Here is a 23,674-nt window from a genome sequence, read left to right as displayed (position 1 = left end):
GCCACTGTCCGTTCACAGCTGTGTGAACACCCCTGGGGGTGCAAACATCCACCCCCGGATGGACGGCCGACCACCCCTCTGGGGGGAGTTGGCGGGGCCCTGTAACGGCGAAGACTGGTGTCAGTCCACAAGGGACACGGAAACCCACCCCCACCACGCTCAGAAGAAACGCAATGAACTCGACCAAGACCCGCATCGCCGCTGCCGCCGCAACAGGCGCCGCCCTCGGACTCGGAATGTTCCTGGGCCAGAGCGCCACTGCCGTCGCCGCACCCGCGCAGTCGACGTCGCCTCAGGTCGTCTCCCCGGACTCCGGGCTCTCCCCGTACAAGGTCGAGGTCAGGGACCGTATCGGTTGCGCCAACGCATGGCCCATGGTCGCATGCGACGCCCCCGACGAGGACGTGCCCCCGCAGGTCACCCTCGTCGAGCCGGGCACCACCCTGGTCGAGCCCGGTGGCACGTCCCTCTTCGGACCCGCATCCGCGACCATCCATCAGGTCAACTACCCCCTCGAGCCCGACGACGGCGTGATCTCCCACCCGCTCGATCCCGACATGCCCTGGATGTGATGTGACGACGACCTGGAGTACCACCTGGAGTAGACGACTCTGGATTCATGGATCTGCAGATTCTCGGCCGCCGGAGCCAATGGCACCGGCGGCCGAGGTGTGTGCGACGACGCGTACCGTGCGCAGCCGGAGTATTTAGAAAGACGAATCATCACTGACATCCGTCCCCGCGAGGAGGACGATGAAACAGACCGGTCTCGCTCTGATCGTGGAACGAGTCGCGTTGTCGCGGTCTTTTCGAAACGATTCACCCTCTCCGCAGTTCCCGATCGAACGTGAGGCGGCCGAGATGACGGCAGAAGAAGTGTTGGGCTCGCAGACCGCCGATCAAGAATGTCAGGACTGCGGTTACGAACCGGAGCTGAAGCGCACTCTGGGCTCCTTTCAGGTGTTCGCGGTCTCGTTCGCGTTCATCTCGGTGGCGGTCGGGATCTTCGGCACATACGACGACGTCCTTCGCGACGCCGGGCCGGTGGGGATCTGGCTCTGGATCGTCGTGGCGTTGGGGCAGACCCTGGTGGCGCTGGTGATCGCCCAATTCGCGGCCCGCATCCCACTCAGCGGCTCTTCCTACCAATGGGCGTCACGGCTCGCCAACCCCAAGGTCGGCTGGTTGTTCGGATGGCTGACCTTCTGTTACCTGGCGCTCGGCGTGGTGACGGTCGACAATGCGATGGCAAGCTCCGCCCTCATGCCGCTGTTCGGCATGCAGCCCGACGAGGGCACGGCGCGCATGATCACTCTCGCCGTGGTGCTTGTCCAAGCTGTGCTTGTCGTGTTCTCGACGCGCCTCGTCGGCTTGATCACGTCGGGCGCGGTCGGGCTCGAACTGGTGATCGTCGTGGTGCTGGCGGTCGGGCTCTTCGTCGCCGTGGCGATCACGGGCGAAGGCTCCGTCGGCAATCTCACCTCCCGTGGTGTCACCGAGGGCGCCCCCAACTATTTCGCCGTCGGCGGCGGATTGATGGCTGCGACGATCATGGGGCTTGCCACCCTCGTCGGCTTCGACTCCGCGGCGAACATGGCTGAGGAGGCCAAAGATCCGTTTCGCAGCGTCCCGCGCGCGATCGTGGGGTCGGTCGTGGCCGCGGCGGTGCTGGGGCTGGTGTTTCTGATCGCGCTCACGATCGCGATCAAAGATGTTCCCAGGATCAGTGACAGTGACACGCCGGTGGCGGCGATCCTGCGCGATCAGCTGGGTCCGGTGATGGAGCGGACACTGCTGGTCGCGATCGTGTTCGCCTTCTTCGGCGCGGGAATGGTGACCTTGGCGACCTGCTCGCGGATGGTATTCGCGATGTCGCGCGACGCGCGTTTCCCCGCTCACCGGCTGATGCGCCGGGTCAATCCGCGCACGCAGACACCCATTCCGGCGACCATCTTGATCGTCGTCGTGGGGGTCGTCCTGATGGCCGCGCTGCCTGGCGGCGCACTGCTGGAGTTGCTCACGGTGGGAACGGTTATCTCGGCAGTCCTCTACGGCGGGATAATCGTCCTGTATCTCGCGGTCCGCAAACGATTGGATCGTAGGGCGGGCGCGTTCGATCTCGGGCGCTTCGAACTGCCGATCGCAATCTGTGCACTGGTGTGGTCGGCCTTCGTGGTGTTCGTGATCGTGTCGCCTTCGAGTGCGTTGACCTCGATACTGATTGCGATCGGGTTGCTCCTCGCGGGCGGGGTGTATTTCGCATATCTGTTGATATTCAAACGCGAGGTACTGGACACCGAACCCGGAGACGCCGATGTCTTCGCGCACTGACCGAGATATGACGCCTCTGACCGCCGCCACCGTGCTCACCGGTGACGTGGTGCGTCCGGGCGATTCCGGGTACGAGCAGGCGCGGGTCGGCTGGAACCGCCTGTATTCCCGCTACCCCGAGGCCATCGTGTTCTGCTGCGACACGCAGGACGTCGTCAACGCGGTCTGCTGGGCCCGAGAAGAAGGCATCGCCCTCCGCGCCCGCAGCGGACGCCACAGCCTCGAGGGGTGGTCATCACTCGATGGCGGCGTCGTGATCGACGTCAGCCGGATGAAGAACATCGAGATCGACGAATCGGCGGGTACGGCGACGGTGGGAACGGGTCTGACGCAGATGGAGACGGTCGCGGCGCTCGGACGACACGGCTTCGCCGTTCCGACCGGCTCGGAGGGCGGCGTCGGACTCGGCGGTGTGATTCTCGGGGGTGGCTTCGGACTATTGACCCGCAGCATGGGCATGGCCTGCGACAACCTGCTCGCCGCGGAGGTCGTGATTGCCGACGGCGCGCGCTCGGCGAAGGTCGTGGAGGCCAGCGAGCACAGCAACTCCGACCTGCTGTGGGCGTGCCGCGGTGGGGGCGGCGGCAACTTCGGAATCGCGACGTCCTACACGTTGAAGCTGCACGAGCTGTCTGACGTCACATTCCTGGTCGCGAAGTGGACCGGTCACGGCGACCTGGGTGACCTACTTCGAGCATGGCAGCGCGAGGCGCCGGTCGCCGACGAACGGCTGACGAGCGCACTAGAGACAGATTCCACCGCGGTCGAGCTTTCTGCACTGCTGCACAGCGGTTCGCGGCAAGAACTCGAGGACCAACTGCGCTCGCTGTTGACGATCGGCAGTCCCGAGGTGACGGTAACGGAGGGCGCCTGGCCGACCGTGTACGGCGACGTGGACAGGGGTCCGAACGACGTCGCCCTCTGGAAGTTCTACTCCCAGTTCGTCACCCACCCGTTCCCCGATGAGGCGATCGACCTGATCGTCCGCTTCATGGACAACACACCCAGCCCGCCGAGCAACTTCTTCTGCTCGAGCTTCGGCGGGGCCGTGCGGCACGCGCCGCCAGGGGGATCCGCGTTCCCGCACCGCGACGCGCTGTTCTACTGCGAGCCGGGCGCGGCGTGGAACGACCCCGCCCTGAACTCGGTGGCGCTGGGCTGGGCCGCCGACTTCTGGCGCGCGCTGCGCCCCTACGGCGACGGCGCCTACGTCAACGTGCCCAACGCGTCCGCGTCGGACTGGGAGCGCGAGTACTACGGCTCCCACCGCGAGCGGTTACGCGAGGTCAAGGCCGCCTACGACCCGGAGAACGTGTTCACCTTCGAGCAGAGCGTGCCCCCGTCGCCTGCCGACCCGTCGCGAGCCCTACGCTGTGGCGATGGCGGTCAACCGAAGTCGCAAGGCCTGGGGAGCCCGTAAACGCAAGCGTCGGATGGACAGTATCGAGCACGACCTCACCGACGAGTAATCGGCTCCTGACTCGCGTTGCGGTTCCCCGCGTCACCACCGGCAACGACCGCAGCTGCTATTTGGTGCCGAAGATGCGGTCGCCCGCGTCGCCGATGCCGGGCAGGATGTAGCCGTGCTCGTCGAGTTGGCGGTCGACGGCCGCGGTGTAGATCGGCACATCGGGATGCGCCTTGTCCAGCGCGGCAACACCTTCCGGACAGGTCAGCAGGCACACGAACTTGATGGATTTGGGACCGCACTCCTTCAGCCGCTCCACCGCCGCCACCGCGGAATTGCCGGTGGCCAGCAGCGGATCGACCACTACCACGTCGCGCTCGTGCAGGTCGCCGGGCATCTTGAAGTAGTACTCGACCGCCACGAGGGTCTTCGGATCGCGGTACAGACCGATATGCCCCACGCGCGCACCCGGCACGATCGTCAGCATGCCGTCCAGGATGCCGGTACCCGCGCGCAGAATGGAAACGAAGACCAGCTTCTTCCCGTCGATGACCCTGCCGGTCGTGACCTCGAGCGGCGTCTCGATCTCAACCTCCTGCATCGGGATGTCGCGCAGCACCTCATACGTCATCAGCGCGGAGATCTCGTTCGCCAGGCGCCGAAAGCTGTTGGTGGAGGCATCCTTACGGCGCATCATCGTGAGCTTGTGCTGCACCAGAGGGTGGTCGATCAGGTGTACTGTCCCCATGTGTTCGTCCTCGTTTCGTTCTAGAAGACCGTGCCGTCGCTGACGACGGAGAGCGGAGGCAGCCCGCCTCGCGTGCGCTGTGCCAGCGCGCGGCCCGCCGCCCAGGTGCCGCCCTCGAGGACGCAGGCCAGCGGCATCTCCCGGGCATCCAGACCCAGGCGTGCGCGCACCAGCGGGGCCAGTTCGTCCAGCAGCGCGACCGTCAATGCGCGCCACTCGACGACCAGTTCGTCGCCCGCCGCCCAGCTCCGCGCAGCCCAGTCAGGGTCGCGCAGGCGCAGCGCGCCGGTGTCCAGCAGCAGGCCGCCGTTGCGGTATTCGGGCAGGCCCGTCAACGCGTCCAGCCCCACGACCTGCACACCGGCCCACTGGAAAGGCTCGAGCAACGAATAGGTCAGCCACTGCGACAGTTTGTGGAACGGCACCCAGCCCCGGGTCAGACCCGGACCGTCCACTGCCTCGTGAGGCCAGCAGTCGCCCAACGGTTCGGTGCCGATGGCGTTGCCCGCAGGCCAGATGCCCGACAGCGACCTCAGCAGCTGCGACAGGATGTCGTGGGCCGCCACCGTCGACGCGGCCGGCCCCTGCGACGCAACCAGTAGGTCGAACAGGCCACCCGGCCGGCCGTGCGGACCGAACACGTCGGGTTGCGCGGCGAGTGCCTCGCCCAGTCGGCGCAGCAACAGCACGCGACCGTCGAGTCCCACCAACGGATTCGACGGACCCACCTGGAACGCCTCGGCCAGCCGGTCCGCGTCCAAGGCACGCAGTCCGGCCGCATCGACCTGCAGCGGCCGCGTCACGTCGCTCGAGAACAGCCCGCCCAGAAAGGCGTGCCAACTCGCGACGCCCAGACCCTCGGAACGGGCGAAGTGCTGCCCGCTGGCCACCTCGCGGTATCGCCAGTCGGGACCGGCGCCGGCATCGAGCAGCACGCTGACAACAGCGAGGTCGATCATGGCGCGGGCGCGGCCCGACGCGTCCAGCGCGGCCAGCCGTGCGTCCAGCCCGGCCTTTCGCTCCACTCCGCCGACCTCGAAATGGCGCCACCGGCTGTGGTACGGAATCTTCAGGTCCGGATAGCGGGCACGCGTGACGTCCACGACCTCGCCCGCGGCCGTCTGCAGCGCGTCGTCGTCCACGCCGAACCAGCGTGAACCGTCCTCGCGCGCGCGACACAGCAGCAGTTGCGCGCGTTCCCGCACGGCGGACGTGGTGCGCAGGGCCGCGGCCGCACCCTCGGCCCGCCCGACGTCCAGTGCGGGACCGACGCCGGTCACGCTCATTCGTCCAACTCCCGCCCCTTGACCTTCGCCAATTCTTCGGCGTCCGGCACCGCGCCCGGGGTGAAGTAGCCGGCCGCCATCTTCGCGTCGATCTCCACGCGCGCGTCGGCCGGAATCAGGTCGGCGGGGAGGTCCACCCGCTCCCCGACCTCGATGCCCGATCCGGTGATGGCGTCGTACTTCATGTTGCTCATGGAGACCAGGCGGTGGATCTTTCGGACGCCGAGCCAGTGCAGCACGTCGGGCATCATTTCCTGGAAGCGCATGTCCTGCACGCCTGCCACGCATTCGGTGCGGGCGAAGTACTGGTCGGCGGTGTCGCCGCCCACCTGGCGCTTACGGGCGTTGTAGACCAGGAATTTGGTCACCTCGCCCAGCGCGCGACCTTCTTTGCGCGAGTAAGCCACCAGGCCGACACCGCCACGCTGCGCACCCTGGATGCATTCCTCGATCGCGTGTGTGAGGTACGGACGGCACGTACAGATGTCGGAGCCGAACACGTCCGAGCCGTTGCACTCGTCGTGCACCCGCGCGGTCAGCTCCACCTCGGGGTCGGCCAGGTCTCGCGCGTCACCGAAGATGTACACGGTCTGCCCGCCAATCGGGGGCAGGAACACCTCGAGATCCGAACGCGTCACGAGCTCCGGGTACATGCCGCCGGTCTCCTCGAACAGCACGCGGCGCAGATCCGTCTCGCTGCAGTGGAAGCGCTCCGCCACACCCGGCAGATGCCAGACGGGTTCGATCGCCGCCTTGGTGACCAGCGCAGCACCGCTGGGCAGCAGGAAACGGCCGTCCGGGTGCAGGCGACCCTTCTGGATGGCCTCCATGATCTCCGGCAGGATCACGTGCGCCTTCGTCACGGCGATGCTGGGCCGGATGTCGTGCCCCGCCGCCAACTCGGCCGCGAAGACCTCGGCGACCGTGGCACCCCACGGGTCCAGGCTCACGATCTTGCCGGGCTCGCTCCACTGCGGATACGGGCCGATGGCGTTGGTGGGCGCGGTGTTGGTGAGGTCGGCCTTGTGGTGGCGCGACAGTGCACCCGACGCGACCGCCAGAGCCCGGTAGATGCTGTACGAACCGCTGTGCGTCCCGATCACGTTGCGGTGGGCGCGATTGGTGGTGGTGCCGACCACCGGACCGCGCTCGGACGCCGTGGGTGCGCCCCAGTGGACCGGAATAGCCCCGACGCCACCGCTGTGGGACGTCAATCGGATGTGGCCGGCGGGGTTTTCGGGCGTCGCGGCAACGGGTTCAGCGGACATGACATTCCTCCGTCAAGGAAGGCCCGGCGGCACGGCATGCCTCCGGAACGTATCTCCGGCGCCGGATGCTGCCTGCCACCGGAAACCGAAGCATAACCACTCTTCAGCCACAATGTCGTGCGGCGAATGCGCCGAGCGTTCAGACCGCGCACATGCCTCCGATAGTGTCGCCGTGGTGACGAAGAATCGAGCGCGCGCCGTGAACCTGCGGACCCAGGACGAGGCGGACGACGTCTTCGCGCGTGGAGGCGCGTTGCAGGCAACCGTGCCGTCGCGTGCACACGATCACGCCGCGGCCGGCGCCGGACGGCCGGATGTGCTCGACTTCGTCGAGGCCGACAACGAGGGCAGGCTGGCGAATCTCGTCCCGCTGCGGATCGGGCGGATGATCGCCTCGCCGTTCGCCTTCTTCCGCGGCGCCGCCGGTCTGATGGCGGCCGACCTCGCCGCCTCTCCGGTCACCGGATTGACGGCGCAGCTGTGCGGTGACGCGCATGCGGCGAACTTCGGCCTGTACGGGACACCGGACGGTCACATTGTCATGGACATCAACGACTTCGACGAGACGCTCCCCGGTCCGTGGGAATGGGATCTCAAGCGTCTCGCCGCCAGCCTGGTACTCGCCGGACGCGAAGGCGGTGTGACCGAGAGCGGGTGCGCCGAGGCCGCCGAAGACGCCGTCAAGTCGTATCGGCGCACCATCCGCGATCTCGCCGAACTTCCGTTCCTCCAGTCCTGGAATGCGCTGCCGGACAAGTCGGTGCTTGCGCGGGCGAAGGCCGACGCTCTGCTCGACGACTTCGACAAGGCCGCGCAGAAAGCGCGACGCAACACCAGCGAGAAGGTGGCGGCGAAATGGACCGCCCACATAGAGAACCACGAGACCGGGATCCGCAGGCGACGGTTCATCGACGATCCGCCGATCCTCACCCACGTGGATCGCACGACCGCCGATGCGGTGACCGACGGGCTGGAACGCTATGTCGAGTCGCTTCGGGAGTCGCGACGGAACCTGATCACCCGATTCGCCGTGTCCGACGTCGCCTTCCGGATCGTCGGAACCGGCAGCGTGGGTCTGCGCAGCTATATCGCCCTGCTGCACGGCAATCGGGACGAGGTGCTCGTACTCCAACTGAAACAGGCCCGGCCGTCCGCACTGGCGGCGTACCTGCCGGTCGACGAACCGAAGCACGAGGGTAAGCGGATTGTGCACGGCGCCCGGCTGGTGCAGGCGGAATCGGACATCCTCCTGGGCTGGACGACCATCGGCGGTCTCCCCTACATCGTGCGGCAGTTCCGAAATCTGAAAGGCGACATCGATCCAACCGGTCTCGAGCAGGATCATCTCGATGACTACGGCCGCCTGGCCGGCGCCCTGCTCGCGCGTGCACACACCCGCTCCCTCGATCCGCGGGCGCTCGCCGGATACTTCGCCGGCGACACGGAACTGGACGAGGCGATCGGGCGGTATGCCGTCCGCTACGCCGATCAGACCGAAGCCGACCACGCGGTGCTGGTGGCCGCGGTGAAATCGGGGCGGATCGCCGCCGAACCGGTTTGATCCGGCACGACCAGCTCGATCGTCGGGGCCGAGACAGATCGCCACTCCCCCGAGATACGACGCGCGGTTGCGCCTCGTATCCACCCGAGCCGGCACGCCTCGGATTCGTGAGTGTGAGTGGCGACCTGTTTCGTCGCAATCAGAAACCTACCTCGCCCCTCCGACACGAATCTCCCGGCCGGACTCTGCAGCGGCGGACCTCCGTCGCCGCCAGCTGACCCACCGGAGGGACAAGGCAAGCACTCGCGGCACGACGAAATAGACCGCGGTGGGAACGACGACACCGGTCAACGACAAGGCTCGAAGCCAGGTCGGCCAGGCGGCAGTGATCGGGCCCGACAGCGTCATGACGGTCATGCCCAGTGTGACGAGCGGGAAGATCGAGACCCAGGTGACGGCGACCCGCAGGTGGATGGACGGCACCGGAGCGACGTCCCGGACAGGGCGGCCCGCACGCGTGCGGCGCGGCTTCGTCGCCGCCGGGGCGAGTTGCTCGACCACTGCGGATGCGAGAGCGAGAGATTCCATCTCTGAGGCAGCCTTCCGAAACTCCAACTATTCAGTTGCACTTGGAGCGTAAAGCGTGGCGAAGCAACTTGCAACCAAACAGTTGGAGTTTGTCGTAGGATTCACCGGTGGCGTGGGATACCGAACGAACCAAGAGACTCCTGCTCGAGGCCGGCGCCGAGGAGTTCAGTGCGTTCGGACTGGCCGGCGGTCGAGTCGACCGGATCGCCGCGAAAGCAGGCGTGAACAAAGAGCGCATCTACCAGTACTTCGGCAAGAAAGAGGCGTTCTTCAGCGCCGTCGTCGAGAGTGAACTGACGGCGTCACTCGCCGCCGTCGAACTGTCCGGAGACGGAGTGTCCGCCGTCGCCGACTACGCCGGCCGTCGATTCGACTACCAGCGCACGCACCCGGCCTTCACCCGCCTGCTGTTCTGGGAAGGCCTCGAACTCGAGGAACCGGTCGCCGAGGAAACCCGTCGGAAGCACGCGCAGGCGCTGGTTGCGGGAGCACGGAAAGCCACCGACCTTTCCGAGGCCGACGCCCAGGAACTCCTCATCACGGTGATCACACTGGTCGACGGTTGGGTCACGCTCCAGACCGCGGACCGGCTGTTCTCGCAGCCTCGTTCTCGTGGCGACGACCGGGATTCACGAAGACGCGAATTCATCGTGATGACCGTCGAAGCCGCCACCCGCGCCGCGATCGCCCGGACCGATCGGACCTGACCCATTGCGGTGCACCGAAGCAGATCGAGCTGGCAAGGTCTAGTCATGGCATTCGGGTGGCGGTCGGTCGCTGCGGAGTGGCCGCTGGTGATACCACCCGTCGCGGTTGCGGTGCTGGGTCTGACGTGGGGCCGCCACATCGGCACAGTCCTGGCGCTCGCCGTCGCGGCGGTCCTGGTCGGTGCGGTGCTCGCGGCGGTTCATCACGCCGAGGTGGTTGCGCACAAGGTCGGTGAGCCGTTCGGATCGCTGATTCTCGCGGTCGCGGTCACCGTCATCGAGGTCGGACTGATCGTGACGTTGATGATCTCGGGTGGTCCGGCGACGGCGTCGCTGGCCCGCGACACCGTGTTCGCGGCGGTGATGATCACCGTCAACGGCATCGCCGGGTTGTCGCTGCTCGTCGGCTCGCGAAGGTACGGAGTCGCGCTGTTCAATGCGGAGGGTACCGGCGCAGCACTGGCGACGGTGGCATCACTCGCGACGTTGAGTCTGGTGCTCCCGACCTTCACGACGAGCCGGCCGGGTCCCGAATTCTCCTCGGCCCAATTGGTATTCGCGGCGGTGGCCTCGCTGGTGCTGTACGGGATGTTCGTCCTCACTCAGACCGGCCCGCACCGGCACTTCTTCCTGCCGGTCATCGCCGACGAACCGGAAACCGGCGACCGGAACTCTGCGCCCCCGACCGGCAGGATGGCCGGGATGAGCCTCGCCCTGCTGGTCGTGGCGCTGTGCGCAGTCGTGGGGTTGGCGAAAGTGGAATCACCCGCGATCGAGGATGCGGTCGAGGATGCCGGATTGCCACAATCCATCGTCGGTGTGGTCATCGCGCTGCTCGTGCTTCTGCCGGAAACCCTCGCCGCGGTGCGGGCGGCGCAGCGAAACCGGATCCAGATCAGCTTGAACCTGGCCTTCGGATCCGCGATGGCCAGCATCGGCTTGACCATCCCCGCCATCGCCGTCGCGTCCATCTGGCTGGACGGGCCGCTTCTCCTCGGCCTCGGTCCGACCCAGGTCGTGCTGCTCGCGATCACCGTGGTGGTGGGCATGCTGACGGTGGTACCCGGCCGCGCCACCCGACTCCAGGGCGGCGTCCACCTGGTGCTGTTGGCCGCGTACGTGTTTCTCTCGGTCAACCCTTGAGCGCGGTCCGCTACCTCGCCGCCCGTGGAGACGTCACCAGCGCGCCCGCCGGATTCGCGTTCGGGTAAGTTTCCGCGCATGAGAACCGCATCGTGGGTCAGCGCGGCGACTGCGGTGTTGCTCGGCGCCACCGCTGCCGCAGCGTGGAGGAAAGCGAGTCTTGCCGATCAGGCCAGGCGCGAAGCGGAGGTCGCACTGGATGCGGCGCTCGAGCAACTCGAAGCGATGACCCGCATCGCCGAAGCCGCGCAGCAAGCGCTCCCACGGCCGCTGGAAGTCGAGTTCGACGTCCAGCGCATCCGTGGACCCGTCGACCGATTCCGCCTCCGCAACGTCGGAACGGGAATCGCCACCAACGTGCGATTCGTCGTCGATCCCGCCGAGGAGCAGAATCGGCGGGTCCCGACGCCGCAGTGGCTGGACGAAGTCGCGGTGACGCTGCTGCCGAAGGAGTGGGCCGATTTCTCCGCGAGCGCGCTGTCTCCCGTCGCCGGCTCGTGGCGAATCGTGTTTCCGGCCTTTGTCACCGTGATCCACGATGAGGCCGGGACTCCGCGACGAGTGGACCTGCCGACGGCCGTCGCCACCGAGGACGGCGTGATCGGCTGACTGCCCGACACCGGCACCCGGCGAGGCGCGATCGAACGTTCACTGCCCCAGCCGGTCCTCGACCAGGTCGAACCAGTCGAGCACTGCGCGCTCGTACACGATCCCGAAGTCGAGTGTCGCCAGCGCAAATCGGTTGGATCCGTGCACGGCGGCGTCACGCTCGTACTCGGCGAGCTGACTCTCGTGGGCCGCGCGGTGCGTGTCCAGCATCGCGGCCAATCGCTCGGGCGGAAGGTGCGCGCCGAACGCGACGGTGAGAAGCAACGGATAGCGAATGTTCTCCTGGCCGGGTTCGCGCTCGATCCATTCCGCGAACGCCCGGCGACCCTCGTCGGTGAGCGTGTAGGGCTTGCGTTCGCGGGCACCGCGCTCCCCTGCCTCGATCAAACCGGCACGCTCCATCGCAGCGAGCTCCCGGTACACCTGGCTGGTCGTGATCGACCAGAACTTGCCGATGCGTTCCTGCGCGGTCACCACCAGATCCCATCCGGTCTTGGAACCCTCGTGCAGGAAGCCGAGGAGCGACGCCGCGGTGGCGTTGAGGGGGCGTTCGTCCATCTCGCGGTCCTTCGCTCGATCGAGGGTTGACATTCCACTGTGTCATATCGATCATGGTGGTAGCGACATTCCACAGTGGAACGTCAACGCCGAGGAGGGTCCGATGCAGTACGCGGACAACATCCGGATATCCGATTCCGAACGCGACGAGGTCGTCGGTGAACTCGGGCGGCACCTCACCGCCGGGCGGCTGACCATCGAGGAGTTCGACCAGCGGGTGGCAGAGGTCTATCGATCGGCCACCCGGCTACAGGCGCATCAGGTGTTGCGTGACCTACCGTCCGCAGCCCCAGCAGTTGCCGCTGCCCCGGTCGCGACACAACCCAACCGACCCGCGCGTCGCCGCATCCCGGGTCACCAGCAGATCGAGTGGCTGGCCTGGGCCGTCGCGGGCGGAATCAATATCGTGATCTGGGGCATCATCGCGCTCGCTACCGGGGTGATGATCTACTTCTGGCCGGTGTGGGTGATTGGCCCGTGGGGGTTGGTGCTTCTGGGCCGGACCCTGCTCGGCCGCGAGAGCGGGTGCACCAGATTCACCGACGCTCTGCGCGACGACCGGATGAGAGCCGCCGCGAGTCGGTGAGCCGCTGCCGGCACCCGTCCCGCTCATCCGAATTGCGTCACCCGGTGAAACGCGTGGTCCAGAGTCGGATCGTCTCGTCGGCGGCACCGCGCTTCCTCAGCCACCCGTGAACGCCGCCCGGGTGCGCATCCCAGCGGGCGAGGACACCCTCGATCGCCTCGGGGACGGCACCGCGCAGATCGCGGTCGTGGGGATGCGCCTGACCGAGTTCAGGGGCGAAACGGGTAATGCGCGCCAGGACGGCAGCCATGTGTTCGTTGGTCGATTCGTAGTCGGCAACGATGCGCTCGGGCTCGACTCCGGCGGTGCGCAACAGCAGGGCAACCGCGACCCCGGTGCGGTCCTTGCCGGCCGCGCAGTGCAGTAGCACCGGGCCGGGCGCGGTGGCCGCCACCTGCAGAACGTCGACAAGTCGCTCCGCCGCATTCACGAGGATGCCCTGGTAGATGTCGGCGAGCCTCGCCCCCTGATTCGGCGCGGCGACCTCGGCGTCTGACAACAGGGAGATCTGGTGCACCACCGTCTCGGCCGACCGCAGCGGGTGCTCCCGGGTCGCGAACTCGCGGGGGCTGCGGAGGTCGACGACGGTGCGGACGGGCCATTCGTCGACCACGGTGGGGCGGGCGTCGCCCGGCGCTGGCAGTGCGCTGCGATACAGCACTCCGGTCCGCGTCCGACCGCCCCCGGCAAGCGGAAGTCCGCCGAGGTCACGCAGGTTGGGAAGTATGTCGAGGTCGGTCACGGTCATACGAGCTTCTTTCCGAATAGGCATATTCATCTATACAACTAGCCTATCCCACCTTCCCGGACAATCGGCAGCTGAATGCACCTGGCCTGGAAAGACGGGCATCACTCCCGAGCCTTGCCATCGATGGGTCCTCTAGACTTATGGAATGCCGAGCAAAACGCCGACCGGTCGGGTGCCGCTCTACCGGCAGGTGCAGGACGTCTTGTTGCAGCGACTCGACGGTGGCACGTTGCAGCCGGGAGACCGGTTGCCGCCCGAGACCGACCTGGCGGCCGAACTCCGCGTCAACCGGCTCACGGTGCGGCAGGCGATCGGCGAACTGACCCGGGCCGGGCGGCTTGTCGCCAAGCAGGGGTCCGGCACGTTCGTCGCCCCGCCGCCCCGGCACTTCCCCATCGAACTCGCCGCCCGTTTCATCAACGATGCCGACGGCCTCAGCGAGGCGTTCAGGTCCGTGGGCCGCACACTGACCGAGTCGCTCGTCTCGAGCGAGATCGTCCTCGGCGGTAATGCACCGCAGGCGGAGGAGTATCTGCCGGGATGCCGGTTGCGCCGCGTCGACACGGTGCTCGCGGTGGACGGTGAGCCGTGGTTCGCGAATTCGGTCTGGATGGACGACCGCCGCTTCGCGGACATCGACCGGCACCTGCGAGACGGCTCCCCGCTGTACACCGTGTGGCGCGACGTCTACGGCGTCCGACTGAAGGCGGCATGGCGTTCATTCGCCGCGGGCGCAGCGTCTCCGCAGGTAGCAGCACTGCTCGGGGTACCGCCGGGTGCGGCGGTCCTTCTTCGCGACGGCCTGAATCTCGACGAGGACGACGCCCCCACCGTGTACATCCACCGCGCGTGTCGCAGCGACCGGGTGAGGTTCGTCGCGAACTACGCCGCGCAAGACTGACCGGGTATATCCGGAGGGCGGGCCCTCGACGCTGTGACCAGGCCAAACACTCCCGGGCGCCAACCGGGCAGGGGCTGCGCGGACCAGAAATAGGTATACCCCCCGGTGATTCGGCCGATGTGTCCCACACCCCGCATGGGCGACGATGTGAGCTGTCTCACCCATAAGCACGGAGTCGCCCGATGGTCCGACGCCGCCACTGACGGAGGATGCCCGCACCGATGAACGCACAACCGATGACCTGCGGTGACTACGTCACGGCCACCTTCGCCCGCGACTTCGTCGCCGACGGGTTCGACCACGACACTGTCGAGCGCATCCACCGCGGGCTGTTCGACGAGTGGACACACGCCCTCGCCCAATCGGGCCTGTTCAGCAACAGAACAGTCGCGGACGCCCTGGACTCCTGGCAGGACGACCCGCACTCCCTCCTCAGCGCCCTGCTCGCCAACGCAGACGAAATAACCCTCAAGCGCTACGACCTCGTCTGGGAAGCCCTGGAACAAAGCGCCCACGCCGGGTCGGCCGACGCCGTCGTCGAATACGCATGACCCGCGCGCCGGCGGCAATGTCACCGCGAAGTCCACCCCGGCCCGACCCGACCCCACCGCTGCACTGATCACACCACCCACACCGACGAACGAGACCATGACCACCAACACATATCCCACCATCGAAACCATCCGCATCGGGCAGCACGGTCACGAATGCCGCTACTGCGGGCACGCCGTCGCGAAGGACGGCCCGGGCTACCGGCACACCACGACCGGGCAGTACCGCTGCGATCCCACCAGTCGAGCGCTGCAGGAAGCGCGACTGTCGGACAGCCTGGTTCGGAGCTGAGCACGATGAACGTGCACGCGATGCAGTTGCTCCCGCCGCGCGACGGCCTCGCCGACTACCGCGACACGGTCGATGCGCTCCGCGCCCTCGAAACCCAGGGACCCCTGCGGGCCGACCCCCGCACGGCACTGCTGTTCGACAGCCTCACCGACGACCTCATCGAGGCCGCTCAAACGAACGGCTTGGGCGACACGATTTCACAGCGCGACATCGTCGCCATGATCGATTCCGCGATCTCCCGCCCCCGCCCGTCACTCTGAATCGGCTGAGCCAGCCGCGCGCTGCCGGGCACCCCCATTCGATTCACGGGGCCCGGGTTGGGCGGTGACGATCAACTCGATGCCGCTCCCCCGCCTGACGGTGTAGTAGATCGGGCAGGAGGCTGCGAACTTCGCAGCCAATGCGTCCGCCGTCGACTGCTCGACGCCGCGAATATCGATGCGCACTTCCGTGAAATCGTATCGAGTCGGGTCGGCGGAACCCCGTCGATGGGACGCGTGCACCTCGATGTGGGTGACGGGGATGTCCGTGCGCCGCCACCCGGTCCCTGATCTCCGTGTAGAAGTCCCGGGCGGACTCGAGTGACGCGTGGCTGCAGAAGATCACATCGGACCAGCGTTCCGCGAGCAACGACTGTTCGGTATCGAGGACGAGAGCGTCGTCCTCCCAGCAATCCCAGAGCCTGCCCGCGACCTCGAGGAACTCGTCCGCGCGCTCGCAGCGCTGATCACGGGGAAACTGCTCGTCCCGGTTGACGTTTCGCGCCTCCGGCTCCTGGAACGAAGTCACCGCGTTCCAGGCGGCGCGTCCCTCCGTCAGATGGTCCAGCGTGGCGAAGGACCGCGCGACCGTGAACGGCTGCCTACTTCATCGGCGACAGCGCACGTCGGACCCAATGCCGCGACGCCCAAGGCACTGGCTGCAATCGACGCCGCTCGGGCCAGCTAGCATGGCCCCGTGGCCAATCCGTTCGACACGGTCGTCATCGACGAGCACGTCACCGAGATGATGCTCCCGGCTACGAAATGCGGCCATCGCAGCACCGCCACATGACGGCTCAGCCCGCGATCGTCGGACTCATGAAGCCGTCGTCTTGGCCGGCCGGTTGCTGCCGAAGAGTTTTCGTGCCTGGTATCGCACCAGCCCGAATCCCACGTCGATGACGTAGAAACGGGCGGTCACGAGGAATTCCTGAAACTTGTTGCGGTCGACCGCATAGTTCAGGGATCGGACGAGTTCGGTATCGGTTTCGCCGAGTTCCGCCAGCCGCTCGAGGTTTTCGCGAGCGAACAGCTCACCGCCCTCCCCGGCAGCGTTCAAGTACATGCGGCGGACCGCCCTCGACGGGATCTCCCGGGGCAGGCTCGTGCACTGTCCGGATGCACCCACGATGTGGAGTCCGATCATCGTCCGCAGGCACTTCTCGCATCTGCCGCAGTTGTATTTGCTCGCCAGATTCCACCAGCACACCCGTAGGTGATTCATGGCGACCGCGGACTCCTTGATGCGGGCCAGTTTGGCAACACGGTCCGCTTCGATGCCGTCGTGCACGATCTCGACATCACTGCTCGACCACAGGGGGTCGAGGTCGGGATGCGTCCCGAGCGGGGCGAGCCGCGATTCGTCGTCGGACGCCGGAATGTAGACCTTACGCAGGTGAGGGGACAACAGTAGCGAAACGTGGGCGAGGAAGGCGCCGTGTGCCTGGCTCTGCCAGTGCGGTCCGTGCTTGGAGTGGAGCAGGCGAACGTTGGATCGGACCTCGATCAGTTCCTTTCCGAGTTCGGTCGCCATCGTCCGGGCCCGATCGACCGCCTCCTCCCACAGCACGTGGTTGTCGAGACTGATGTCCAATCCGTGGATGATGATCAAGTGCGTGATCTCATCGAGATGCTTCAGTGCGGTGTAGAAGGAGTCCACGCCACCGGAGAAGAAGCACCCGACCCCTCTACGGTCCTGCGCCGGCGGGCTGGGTGCCGCGGTCTCGGCCTGCGTGGAGGTGCGCTGAAGCATCTCCGGGAACCAGCCGAGCAGCACGTCTTGGGCGGCCAGGCTGCCCTCCAACGCGGTATTGTCGACGGCCGGGGTGATTGCGAGTTGCAACCCTTTTCGCATCGCTGTCACACGAAGCGTGGGCAGCCACGGGGTACCGGTGACATCGACAGCCACGTCGGACTCGGTCCACACAGTGAACGATTCGCCGTCGATCACCAGCTCCGCAGTCGAGCGGTACGTGTCGTCAACCGACACCGAAGCCTTCAGTTCCATTGCCGCACCTCAATATAGGTATTCATTCGAGTTCCTCGTTCAGCTCTGTGTGACTCTCGCAAGTTACCGCACCGTGTCGTGGTCGGCCGAGCAACCATTGAGTGGGACCGGGGACGAAGGAAGTCGGTGTCACTGATCACCGGGCCCCGCAGCGGCACCTACCTGCCTGACCAAGTCCCGAATCTCCTTCACGACGAGATGGGGTTCGACCAGCGGAATGTAGTGATGCCGGTTCACCGAATAGACGTGCCGTCCGGACGGGGAGAGTTCCGCGGTTCGGCGGTGCGCGGCGCCGAGGAAATCGCGATCGCGATCCTTCTCGGGTGGGATCCTGTTCGACGAGATCGTGGTGAGCGAGACGTCGGGTATATGGGGGCCACTGTCGTGAAGCGCAGTGAAACTTTCGCGGAAGGCTCGCCACTCGGCCCGCGCAGCGCGGACGGAGTTCATCGTCGATCCCTCGTCGACCGCTTCCCTCAGCGCCGCACCCTGCAAGAAGCGGTAGTAGGACTTCCCCAGCAGCGGGCGAAGAAGTTTCAACCGCGCCAGAATCACCTGCGAACCGTACAGCACCGAAGCACCTCGCATGGCTGCCATCATCCGCTCGGGTTTGCAGATCTCCGACACTTCGTCGACCAGAGCGACGGCCTTGATCGTGTCCGGTCGACGGTTCGCCGCCACGCGTACCACCGGGCCGCCGTAGCTGTGTCCCACCACGACGCAGGGGCGGTCGACAGTGGCGTCGAGGACGGCCAGGTGGTCGTCGAGTATCCGATCGAAATCGCGTCCGGTCTCGTCGGGGTCGCTGAGTCCGTGCCCCGCGCGGTCGTACACGATGGTGTGTGCAAATTCGGCAACCAGTGGTTGAACAAGCGACCAGGTCGATCGGCTCTTCCCCATCCCAGCCTCGAAGAACACCGACACCGCCCCATCTCCGGCAGTGCAGTAATGCAACCGACGATCGGCGATGAGAACAAAGCTGGACTTACTGTCAACAGGCATGGTGGAACGGCCCTTCGGTCGGGCGCTGTGCGGCAGCGACGTGTCACGCCTCGAAATACACCGCTACGCGCCTATTTTCCTGCTCGGTGGTCTCTCGGAAGTTGGCACAGTTACTGATTCGAACTGATTCACCATACAGAGCATCGACAATCGACTCGCCATCCCCATCGGCAGTGATGACAGACGGACGGGACGAGTGCGGGAATTCACGGATCTCCAATACCTCAGGTCGGTTACCGGGCGAACTCACGAACTGGAACTTTGCACTACCCCTTCGAAATTGGACTCGGACCGTCGGGTCGATGCGCTGCACCCACCTGACCACCTTCGACGCGCAACTGCGCGAGCGCGGGGTTGGTTTGCGGGTACCCGAGCAAGGTATCGAGGCCGCCACTGCCGAGGGGCGCGTCGAGGTCCCGACGTCCGCGGCGTCATCACCACTCAAAACCATTGCTGTAACTGCCAACCCGTTGACCCAGTGGTCGACACAGCCTGTACCGTACGCAGCGACCGTGCGATCCGCGCCGGAGCTCGATCAGCCTGAACACAGCTGAGCGGGGTTACTTTGCGGGTCACGTTCGGGAAGATCGTGCCAGTCCGGCACACTTCGACGGAAGACGGTGGAATCGGGATTCGGTGGTGTGATGACCGGGGACGCGCGTGCCTGGCATCATCACCGTGAAGAGAGGGATCAAGGCATGGCAGTGCAAGCATCCATCGACCTCGTCGAGGTGAACGTCATCAAATCGGTGTTCTCCATCGATGGCAAGCACTTCACCGTGCAGACATCGGCCAACGTTTCCCTGGATCGGAGCGGAACGCCATGGCTGCCCCCGGGAGTCGTGGTGGCGATGACGACCGAGCAGGACTTGACGCTCGACGCCCCCGTCGATCCTGCCGCACTGTCCGGTGCCGAACAGGCACGTGACCTACTGCACTCGTGGTACCCACAACTCCACACCCCGAGCGTCGTCGCGCCCGTCATGTCAACAAGCGATCGTGAGGGCGGCGGCGTCGGATGCTTCTTCAGTGGCGGTCTCGACGCGTTCTACTCCGTTCTGAAGAATCGAGCCGAGATCACGCATCTCATCCTGGTGCACGGATTCGACATCGATCCTCGTCGCCCGAAACCATACGAGCGAATATCGGCAGGTGCGCGCGAAGTTGCTGTCGCGATGGGAGTAGAGCTGATCGAGATTCGTACCGACCTCCAGTTTCTCCACACGAGACACGGAAACAACTGGGGTAGCACCGCACATGGCGCTGCGCTCGCACACGTGGCGCTCCTTCTCTCACCCCACCTGCGCAAGGTGATTGTGGCCGCGTCCGGGTCCTACGACACGGGCAACATGACCCCGCACGGGAGTCATCCGGATCTCGATCCGCTGTGGTCGAGCGGAAACCTCGAAATCGTTCAGGATGGTACGGAGGCCAACCGGATCGACAAGGCCGAGGCCATCAAGGACAGCGACCTGGCGATGCGCCACCTGCGCGTGTGCAATTTGAACTGGGACGGCGACTACAACTGCGGCAAGTGCGAAAAGTGCATCCGCACAATGATCAACCTGTACATCGCCGGAGGACTGAAACGGTGTGAGACGCTTCCCCATACGATCCCGATCGAGAGAATGAACCGCATGCACGTCACATCGGGGGCTTTTCCCTTCGCGAAGGAGAACCTCGACGCGATGCGCGCCCGGGGAATCCACGACGCCGAGCTGGAAGCCGCTCTGCAACGCATCCTCGACCGCACTCCCCGCGAGCAGCGAATTCTCGAGTACCGGTGGTTGCTCCTGGAAGTTGCGCCGCGTGTGCCGCGCGTCTTGATCGGCCTCCTGGTTCAGCGTCTCCGGACAATTCGCGCTGATCGATCCTCGCGCTCTGCGCAGCATTGACCGTGCGCGAAGCAGCGTGACCGCGCTATCGTGAATACCCTGTCCCGCTGGTGATCGCCGACACGATCGCCACCAACGAGGGCATCCGGTTCCTGGCCCAGAACGGCCGGGACATGCTGCGCATCGTCGACTACGAACTCGCGCGCGCTTCGGAGCGCGGCAATGGCGCTGCGGTAGATCACCCGCACCGTCGTGCAACCGGACCCACCGCACCCGTCCGCTACCATCCTTCGCAGATGGGATGCGCGGTCTGGGCGCCCGGTGAGACGAAGGATCGGCGATGACGAACGACCGCAGCGAGAGCCCGCAATCCCACCCGAAGCCGGGCGGCCCGCGGCGGCGCCTGTCCTGGCTGGTGGCCGCCGTGGTGGCGGTGGCGGCGGTCGCCGTCGGTGTGTATGCGTTGACCGCCGGACCCGACGACGCCCATGAAGCCCACGACTTCACTCCCAGCGCGGACAACCCTGACCCGTCGCTGGGAATCGAAGGGATCGTCACCGTCGACTATCCGCCCGCCGACCATGTTCAGGCACCGCAACGCGTGGCCTACGACCAGAGTCCGCCGTTCGGTGGCGCACACGATCAGTACTGGGCGACGTGCACCGGAATTGTCTATCCCGAAGCGATCCGCACCGAGAACGCCGTGCATTCCCTCGAGCACGGGGCCGTGTGGGTGACCTACGACCCGGATCGTCTGAGCGCCGACGACATCACCGCACTGGCGGCGCACGTCGAAGGCGAACCGTACACCCTGATGTCGCCGTACCCGGGTCTCGGTTCGGCGGTGTCGCTGCAGTCGTGGGGTCACCAACTCCGACTCGACGATGTCCGCGACCAGCGGATCGCCGACTTCCTCCTAGCTCTGCGACAGAACCCGAACACGTACCCGGAGCCCGGAGCGACCTGCTCGACGGTGCGCGGCGGATTCGACCCCGCCGATCCGCCGCCGTTCGATCCCTCCGCACCGGGTGCGGATGCAGTTCCGGTGAACGGCAACTAGCGCCGGAAATTCCTGCCGAGAATTTCGGCGACGGTGTCGATATCGCGATTGCTCGTTCGACTCATTGATAGAAGCACAATGAGGAGGTGAGAGCGATGTTGTCGGCACATCTGTTGTCAGGTCTGACCAGTGACGAGGTCGATCTGATCGTGGCGGATGAACTGCATCTGCTCGATGCCACCGTATGAGCGCCAGTGTCCGCCGCGGCGCGCGTACCGTCAGTCGCTTCGGGGAATGTCTGCGTCGAGCGTGGCGGCGATCCGGTCTCTGATCGAGCGGTAATCGACGTCGGTCACGAAACGGTGCACAGGCCCCCGCGTCGGAGTGACGCCCCACACACTCGACCGCCCGTCCACCCGGTGTACCCGGGGTTGGGCGTCGGTGGCGGACAGCACGACCCTCGGGTCGAGCATCACGGCGGCTGCGACGGAATCGTGTGAGGTGTAGATCGGGTGCGCTGCGCGGTAGGCGCTGGTGCAGTACCGGTGGTAGTCCTCGGTGATGTCGCGGACGAAGGTCGCGACCTTCCCCGATGCGGAGCAAGCGACCAGGTCGGCCCAGTTCAGTCGAAGTCGGCCGGTGACATTCGTTCCCACCCACGTGATCGGCCCCGGCGCCGCCGCGACGGTCGCGGCCGCGACCGGATCGTGGTTGGTGTTCGTGTCGCCTTTGCCGAGGAACGGTGGTTGCAATGCGGCCTCGGCACTTCTCCGCGAGGCGGCTCCCATTCCGCCCATGATGGTGACGGACCGGAACCGCGTCAGGATCTGTGGGTCGCGTGTGACGGCGGCGGCGATGTTGGCCAGCGGTCCCAGACACAGCAGGTCCACCGATCCGGGCCGGTCTTCCGCGGCGCGGAAAAGTTGCTCGACGGCGGAACCGGACGCCGGACCGATGCCCGGCGGTGGTCGATGGCCGCGGTCGCCGAGTCCGTCGACACCGTGTGCGGACGGAGTTGCGGGCGGAGGCCCGGGACGCGGCAGTCCGATACACACCGGAACGTCGCGAAGGCCGACGACGGACAGGACAGTGAGGGCATTCGACGCGGCCTGTGTTTCGGTGCAGTTGCCGAACACGCTTCCGACACCGACGATCTCGGCGCAGGGGTCGTGCGCAATGGTAAGCAGGGCAAGGGCATCGTCGACGCCGGCGTCGGTGTCGACGAGTACGTAGCGATCGACCACTGCCCCGTCCTGTCCCCGCGATCCGCCATCGGATCGGACTCGAATGCACTCGCGCGCAGTGTAACCGAGTCAGCAGCGCTCGCACCCCTGCCGCTTCAGTAACTGAACGTGACCGCCCCCTCGTCACCGATCCACTTCCACATCGGAACCGTGCCGGCGAGTTCGGCATTGGATACCAGCGCGTCCTTGTCGAGGTGCTTGGCCTCGAAGCAGATCGGACACACCATGCACGAGCCGCCCGCGCTCTCGAATCGTGCAGCCAGATCAGGAAGCGGCGGGCAACCCTCGCAGGCGACGCCCTGGATCGTGCCGTCGAGCGCGAGCCGTACCGCTTCCTTCGTGAGAAATATCAGCGTCTGGCGCTGTTGTTCTGCCGCGCCGACCGCGACCAGAAACGCAACCGTCACCTTCTCGGCGTCCTCGAGACCGGTGGTGAGACTGACCACTGCTTATTAGTCATGGATCCGAGTCTTCGCCGCGCGACACCGGTCAAGTCCCGGGGCGTGGTGTACGAAGTCGTCGTGTGACTCCTCGTGGGGTTATGCGGTCAGTTCCGCGGGTGGTGTCACCTCCTGGTTCGGTTCGGTAGTGGTGGTGTTGTCGCCGCGGGATCGGGCGAGTACGTCGAGTCCGAGGTAGCGGCGTCCTTCGATCCACTCGTCGTGTTGCTCGGCGAGGACCGCCCCGACGAGCCGGATCAGGGCGGTGCGATCGGGGAAGATCCCGACCACATCGGTTCTCCTGCGGATTTCCCTATTTAGGCGCTCCTGCGGATTGTTGCTCCAGATCTGCCTCCAGATCTGCTTGGGAAATGCGGTGAATGCCAACAGGTCCGACCGTGCGGCGTCGAGGTGGTCGGCGACCTTCGGCAGCTTCTCCGACAGGGCGTCGATGATTCGATCATATTGGGCATGAACAGAATCGGAGTCGGGTTGGTCGTAGACCGAGTGCAGCAACGTCTTCACCCAAGGCCACGAGGCCTTCGGGGTCTGCGCCATCAGATTCGTCGAGTAATGTGACTGTAAGATAATAAAGTGTTGTTTTGGGGCCCTACTGACTCATTCGTGGGTGATTCCTGCCGGGTAGTTGTGGTGGGTGGC

Annotated in this window: 27 protein-coding genes and 1 pseudogene; 16 read left to right on the top strand and 12 right to left on the bottom strand. The window is 66.0% G+C overall.

All coding sequences use genetic code 11. From position 1 onward, the window contains the following. The first annotated feature begins 173 nt into the window (after positions 1 to 173). From P3H15_RS18455 to P3H15_RS18445, 3 genes are all read left to right on the top strand, one after another. Positions 174 to 572 (top strand): hypothetical protein, encoded by a 399-nt coding sequence (locus tag P3H15_RS18455; protein ID WP_072943381.1) that lies wholly within the window; start codon positions 174 to 176, stop codon positions 570 to 572. Between the two features lie 289 nt (positions 573 to 861). After that, positions 862 to 2,331 (top strand): APC family permease, encoded by a 1,470-nt coding sequence (locus P3H15_RS18450; RefSeq protein ID WP_276138680.1) that lies wholly within the window; start codon positions 862 to 864, stop codon positions 2,329 to 2,331. Between the two features lie 7 nt (positions 2,332 to 2,338). Beyond that, positions 2,339 to 3,751, top strand: coding sequence for an FAD-binding oxidoreductase (locus tag P3H15_RS18445; protein ID WP_276138565.1), 1,413 nt, complete (start codon positions 2,339 to 2,341; stop codon positions 3,749 to 3,751). A gap of 106 nt (positions 3,752 to 3,857) precedes the next feature. Here P3H15_RS18445 and upp read toward each other — a convergent pair whose 3' ends face one another. From upp to P3H15_RS18430, 3 genes are read right to left on the bottom strand one after another with little or no spacing between them, the layout of a single operon-like run. Continuing rightward, positions 3,858 to 4,487: a uracil phosphoribosyltransferase gene (gene upp / locus P3H15_RS18440; protein ID WP_072943378.1), complete on the bottom strand. Its 630-nt coding sequence runs from the start codon at positions 4,485 to 4,487 to the stop codon at positions 3,858 to 3,860. 20 nt (positions 4,488 to 4,507) lie between these two features. Then, the gene (locus tag P3H15_RS18435; protein ID WP_276138564.1) at positions 4,508 to 5,773 is read right to left on the bottom strand and encodes a URC4/urg3 family protein; all 1,266 of its coding nucleotides are present in this window, start codon (positions 5,771 to 5,773) and stop codon (positions 4,508 to 4,510) included. After that, a complete protein-coding gene (locus P3H15_RS18430; protein ID WP_276138563.1) occupies positions 5,770 to 7,041 on the bottom strand; it encodes a GTP cyclohydrolase II in 1,272 nt (423 codons plus the stop codon). The genes P3H15_RS18435 and P3H15_RS18430 overlap by 4 nt, the downstream gene beginning before the upstream one ends. Positions 7,042 to 7,216: 175 nt before the next feature. On the opposite strand from P3H15_RS18430, the gene P3H15_RS18425 reads away from it, so the two are divergent. Further along, positions 7,217 to 8,602, top strand: a complete 1,386-nt coding sequence (locus tag P3H15_RS18425; RefSeq protein WP_276138562.1) for a DUF2252 domain-containing protein — start codon at positions 7,217 to 7,219, stop codon at positions 8,600 to 8,602. A 147-nt stretch (positions 8,603 to 8,749) separates the two neighbouring features. Here the strand turns inward: P3H15_RS18425 and P3H15_RS18420 are convergent, their stop codons facing one another. Further along, positions 8,750 to 9,130, bottom strand: coding sequence for a hypothetical protein (locus tag P3H15_RS18420; RefSeq protein WP_276138561.1), 381 nt, complete (start codon positions 9,128 to 9,130; stop codon positions 8,750 to 8,752). 107 nt (positions 9,131 to 9,237) lie between these two features. Here P3H15_RS18420 and P3H15_RS18415 point away from each other — a divergent pair, with 107 nt between their 5' ends. The 3 genes from P3H15_RS18415 to P3H15_RS18405 all read left to right on the top strand — a co-directional run bounded on the left by P3H15_RS18415 (position 9,238) and on the right by P3H15_RS18405 (position 11,589). Further along, positions 9,238 to 9,837, top strand: a complete 600-nt coding sequence (locus P3H15_RS18415; protein WP_276138560.1) for a TetR/AcrR family transcriptional regulator — start codon at positions 9,238 to 9,240, stop codon at positions 9,835 to 9,837. A 45-nt stretch (positions 9,838 to 9,882) separates the two neighbouring features. After that, positions 9,883 to 10,980 carry a calcium:proton antiporter gene (locus tag P3H15_RS18410; RefSeq protein ID WP_276138559.1) on the top strand — a complete coding sequence of 366 codons (1,098 nt, stop codon included), beginning with the start codon at positions 9,883 to 9,885 and terminating at the stop codon, positions 10,978 to 10,980. 78 nt (positions 10,981 to 11,058) lie between these two features. Then, complete coding sequence (locus P3H15_RS18405) at positions 11,059 to 11,589, top strand: hypothetical protein (protein WP_276138558.1); 531 nt, start codon at positions 11,059 to 11,061, stop codon at positions 11,587 to 11,589. A gap of 39 nt (positions 11,590 to 11,628) precedes the next feature. Here P3H15_RS18405 and P3H15_RS18400 read toward each other — a convergent pair whose 3' ends face one another. Then, on the bottom strand, positions 11,629 to 12,147 hold the full coding sequence (locus P3H15_RS18400; RefSeq protein WP_276138557.1) for a PadR family transcriptional regulator: 519 nt from the start codon (positions 12,145 to 12,147) through the stop codon (positions 11,629 to 11,631). A 103-nt stretch (positions 12,148 to 12,250) separates the two neighbouring features. On the opposite strand from P3H15_RS18400, the gene P3H15_RS18395 reads away from it, so the two are divergent. Beyond that, on the top strand, positions 12,251 to 12,733 hold the full coding sequence (locus P3H15_RS18395) for a DUF1707 domain-containing protein (protein WP_276138556.1): 483 nt from the start codon (positions 12,251 to 12,253) through the stop codon (positions 12,731 to 12,733). 37 nt (positions 12,734 to 12,770) lie between these two features. Here P3H15_RS18395 and P3H15_RS18390 read toward each other — a convergent pair whose 3' ends face one another. Continuing rightward, positions 12,771 to 13,481, bottom strand: coding sequence for a tyrosine-protein phosphatase (locus P3H15_RS18390; RefSeq protein WP_276138555.1), 711 nt, complete (start codon positions 13,479 to 13,481; stop codon positions 12,771 to 12,773). A gap of 145 nt (positions 13,482 to 13,626) precedes the next feature. Here P3H15_RS18390 and P3H15_RS18385 point away from each other — a divergent pair, with 145 nt between their 5' ends. The 4 genes from P3H15_RS18385 (at position 13,627) to P3H15_RS18370 (ending at position 15,485) form a co-directional block, all read left to right on the top strand. Continuing rightward, complete coding sequence (locus P3H15_RS18385) at positions 13,627 to 14,382, top strand: GntR family transcriptional regulator (RefSeq protein ID WP_276138554.1); 756 nt, start codon at positions 13,627 to 13,629, stop codon at positions 14,380 to 14,382. A 221-nt stretch (positions 14,383 to 14,603) separates the two neighbouring features. Continuing rightward, positions 14,604 to 14,933: a hypothetical protein gene (locus P3H15_RS18380; RefSeq protein ID WP_276138553.1), complete on the top strand. Its 330-nt coding sequence runs from the start codon at positions 14,604 to 14,606 to the stop codon at positions 14,931 to 14,933. Positions 14,934 to 15,030: 97 nt separating this feature from the next. Beyond that, positions 15,031 to 15,225 (top strand): hypothetical protein, encoded by a 195-nt coding sequence (locus tag P3H15_RS18375; protein WP_276138552.1) that lies wholly within the window; start codon positions 15,031 to 15,033, stop codon positions 15,223 to 15,225. 5 nt (positions 15,226 to 15,230) lie between these two features. After that, positions 15,231 to 15,485 carry a hypothetical protein gene (locus P3H15_RS18370; protein ID WP_276138551.1) on the top strand — a complete coding sequence of 85 codons (255 nt, stop codon included), beginning with the start codon at positions 15,231 to 15,233 and terminating at the stop codon, positions 15,483 to 15,485. Positions 15,486 to 15,528: 43 nt separating this feature from the next. Here P3H15_RS18370 and P3H15_RS55515 read toward each other — a convergent pair whose 3' ends face one another. The 3 genes from P3H15_RS55515 to P3H15_RS18355 all read right to left on the bottom strand — a co-directional run bounded on the left by P3H15_RS55515 (position 15,529) and on the right by P3H15_RS18355 (position 18,495). Further along, the gene (locus P3H15_RS55515) at positions 15,529 to 16,044 is read right to left on the bottom strand and encodes a hypothetical protein (protein ID WP_346348788.1); all 516 of its coding nucleotides are present in this window, start codon (positions 16,042 to 16,044) and stop codon (positions 15,529 to 15,531) included. A 258-nt stretch (positions 16,045 to 16,302) separates the two neighbouring features. Then, on the bottom strand, positions 16,303 to 17,493 hold the full coding sequence (locus P3H15_RS18360) for a hypothetical protein (protein WP_276138550.1): 1,191 nt from the start codon (positions 17,491 to 17,493) through the stop codon (positions 16,303 to 16,305). Positions 17,494 to 17,622: 129 nt separating this feature from the next. Then, positions 17,623 to 18,495 (bottom strand): alpha/beta fold hydrolase, encoded by an 873-nt coding sequence (locus P3H15_RS18355; RefSeq protein WP_276138549.1) that lies wholly within the window; start codon positions 18,493 to 18,495, stop codon positions 17,623 to 17,625. A gap of 302 nt (positions 18,496 to 18,797) precedes the next feature. On the opposite strand from P3H15_RS18355, the gene P3H15_RS18350 reads away from it, so the two are divergent. The 4 genes from P3H15_RS18350 to P3H15_RS18335 all read left to right on the top strand — a co-directional run bounded on the left by P3H15_RS18350 (position 18,798) and on the right by P3H15_RS18335 (position 21,390). Further along, positions 18,798 to 19,049, top strand: coding sequence for a hypothetical protein (locus tag P3H15_RS18350; protein WP_276138548.1), 252 nt, complete (start codon positions 18,798 to 18,800; stop codon positions 19,047 to 19,049). A gap of 144 nt (positions 19,050 to 19,193) precedes the next feature. After that, the gene (locus tag P3H15_RS18345; RefSeq protein ID WP_276138547.1) at positions 19,194 to 20,390 is read left to right on the top strand and encodes a hypothetical protein; all 1,197 of its coding nucleotides are present in this window, start codon (positions 19,194 to 19,196) and stop codon (positions 20,388 to 20,390) included. Positions 20,391 to 20,440: 50 nt separating this feature from the next. Continuing rightward, positions 20,441 to 20,674, top strand: coding sequence for a hypothetical protein (locus P3H15_RS18340; RefSeq protein WP_276138546.1), 234 nt, complete (start codon positions 20,441 to 20,443; stop codon positions 20,672 to 20,674). Beyond that, positions 20,671 to 21,390, top strand: a complete 720-nt coding sequence (locus tag P3H15_RS18335) for a DUF3105 domain-containing protein (protein WP_276138545.1) — start codon at positions 20,671 to 20,673, stop codon at positions 21,388 to 21,390. The genes P3H15_RS18340 and P3H15_RS18335 overlap by 4 nt, the downstream gene beginning before the upstream one ends. Before the next feature lie 218 nt (positions 21,391 to 21,608). On the opposite strand, the gene P3H15_RS18330 is transcribed toward P3H15_RS18335, so the two are convergent. From P3H15_RS18330 to P3H15_RS18320, 3 genes and pseudogenes are all read right to left on the bottom strand, one after another. After that, on the bottom strand, positions 21,609 to 22,574 hold the full coding sequence (locus P3H15_RS18330; protein ID WP_276138544.1) for a nucleoside hydrolase: 966 nt from the start codon (positions 22,572 to 22,574) through the stop codon (positions 21,609 to 21,611). A 95-nt stretch (positions 22,575 to 22,669) separates the two neighbouring features. Then, entirely contained in the window at positions 22,670 to 23,020 is a 351-nt protein-coding gene (locus P3H15_RS18325) for a peroxiredoxin (RefSeq protein ID WP_276138543.1), read from the bottom strand. A 93-nt stretch (positions 23,021 to 23,113) separates the two neighbouring features. Further along, a pseudogene (locus tag P3H15_RS18320) lies at positions 23,114 to 23,596 on the bottom strand (transposase); the annotation flags it as partial. Positions 23,597 to 23,674: the final 78 nt, after the last annotated feature.

This window comes from Rhodococcus sp. T2V, from assembly GCF_029269925.1.
In the GTDB taxonomy this organism is placed as follows: Bacteria; Actinomycetota; Actinomycetes; order Mycobacteriales; family Mycobacteriaceae; genus Rhodococcus_F; species Rhodococcus_F koreensis.
Note: the sequence above shows the minus strand (reverse complement) of the source record. Positions and strands in the feature narration are given on the sequence as shown.